Here is a 1,816-nt window from a genome sequence, read left to right as displayed (position 1 = left end):
ATGGAACGGAGTAACTATAAGCAAATCAAGTGGGACTAATTACAGCTGGCAGCCTCACTTCGTTCGTTATTTTGCCAGCAATAATTAGCCCCTTATTTGGGCGTTGTGACTGTAGAATTACTCTTTTTAGGAACGTATTCTACTATTTCTAATTGATTTTTTTCAACCTTAAATCCATTCATTCGCTGTGATCTAATAGATATTATTCACCCACGGTAAACTGTTATGGCTAACTACAAGCCTGACTTATCCTGCCAAAATAAATTCATTCCTATCCACTTTGCAAAACGTATTAAATTTCGTAAGCGTCTAGCAAAGTGCACCTGCCAGTCACTCGTCAAAACTAGTAAGCTATTTCCGAATTTCAATGAGGAGATAGTCATGAGAAAAACACGCAGCCTTGAACAGTGGCGCTGTATTATCGAAGAACAACAAGTCAGTAATTTAACTATCACTGACTATTGCCAGCAAAATACTTTATCAAAAACAACTTTTTATGCCGCACGAAATAAGCTTAATGAATCATCAGGCAGCTTTGTTCGCGCTAAAGTGACTAAACACGTTGACGTTATCGAACAGCAACAGTCAATCACCCTCACTATCGGCAAAGTAAACGTCAGCTTGCCACCCACAATGCCTGCCTCTTATCTGAGTCAACTGTTACGCGAGCTTGCCTTATGAAAATGTTTGTCGAACCAAAAAGTATTTACTTACACCGCGAGGCCGTGGATTTTCGAAAATCCATTGATGGTCTAATCGCAATCGTTGAAGGCGAACTTGAGCGTGATGCTTATACTGGCGCATTATTCTTATTCTGCAATAGAGCGAAAGATAAACTCAAGCTCGTTTACTGGGATAAAACAGGGTTTGCTTTATGTGTAGTGGTCAACTAATTTTGGCCACAGTTTTAGAATCTTGATATCTAACCTCAGATTCATTTGGCGCTAAACCGGCATTATAATGATGCGGCCTAACATTATTGTAATATCCATTTATGTAATCACTCACGCTATATTTAGCGTCTATAAAATTTCCATATCCAACCTTTGGCATCCATTCTGTCTTAAAACTTCTAAAAAATCGCTCCATTGGCGCATTATCCCAACAATTTCCACGTCTACTCATACTTTGTGTGATTTTATAGCGCCATAAACGTTGGCGATATTTTAAACTGGTATAGTGACTACCTTGGTCAGAGTGAAACATCAGTCCTGTCGGTTTTCCTCTGCTTTCATACGCGAGTTCAAGCGCTTTTAGCGTTAAATTAGTATCTGGTGACAACGACATTGCCCAGCCAACCACTTTGCGTGCAAATAAATCAATAACGACGGCTAAATAAGCCCAGCGATTGCCCGTCCAAATATACGTCACATCACCGCACCACACGGTATCAGGCTCAACAACATCAAACTGTCTATCAAGCAGGTTTGGGATTTCAAGGTGTTCATTACCACCACGTTTATATGAATGTTGAGGTCCTTGGCAGCTTTCGAGCTTTAATTTAACCATTAGCTTAGCTGCACGATAACGGCTCAATTCAAAATCATTGTTCGTTGCTATCGCTGCGATTGTCCGTGCCCCTGCTGAACCACCACTCATCGCATGTATTGCTTTTACTTCAGCCTCTAACCTTACTTGCTCAGGTGTCGGCGTTGTATCCCGTATGGCCCAGTACTTATAGCTGCTGCGATGCACATTGAATACACTACATAGCACACTAATTGGATAACGCTCTCGTTGATTTAACTTCTCGATTAACGAGAATTGTTCAGGGAGTCGGACATCAAGAGAGCGGTGGTGAATTCAATAGGTCAAT

At 40.9% G+C, this 1,816-nt stretch carries 2 protein-coding genes and 1 pseudogene; 2 read left to right on the top strand and 1 reads right to left on the bottom strand.

Going from position 1 to position 1,816, the window contains the following annotated elements; translation table 11 throughout:
• Nucleotides 1-381 precede the first annotated feature (381 nt).
• Both tnpA and tnpB read left to right on the top strand, forming a co-directional pair.
• The gene (tnpA, locus tag DO88_RS00130; RefSeq protein ID WP_007379118.1) at nt 382-681 is read left to right on the top strand and encodes an IS66 family insertion sequence element accessory protein TnpA; all 300 of its coding nucleotides are present in this window, start codon (nt 382-384) and stop codon (nt 679-681) included.
• Nucleotides 678-893 carry an IS66 family insertion sequence element accessory protein TnpB gene (gene tnpB / locus DO88_RS00135; protein ID WP_033041226.1) on the top strand — a complete coding sequence of 72 codons (216 nt, stop codon included), beginning with the start codon at nt 678-680 and terminating at the stop codon, nt 891-893. Before tnpA ends, tnpB begins: the two co-directional genes overlap by 4 nt.
• On the opposite strand, the pseudogene DO88_RS00140 reads toward tnpB, so the two are convergent.
• Nucleotides 886-1,797 (bottom strand): annotated as a pseudogene (locus DO88_RS00140) (IS3 family transposase); the annotation flags it as partial. The gene tnpB and the pseudogene DO88_RS00140 overlap by 8 nt on opposite strands.
• Nucleotides 1,798-1,816 lie beyond the last annotated feature (19 nt).

The sequence above is a fragment of the Pseudoalteromonas sp. S3431 genome (assembly GCF_000690035.1).
Classification (GTDB): Bacteria; Pseudomonadota; Gammaproteobacteria; order Enterobacterales; family Alteromonadaceae; genus Pseudoalteromonas; species Pseudoalteromonas fuliginea.
The sequence above is the reverse complement of the archived record's forward strand: the minus strand, read 5'-3'. Positions and strand labels throughout refer to the sequence as shown.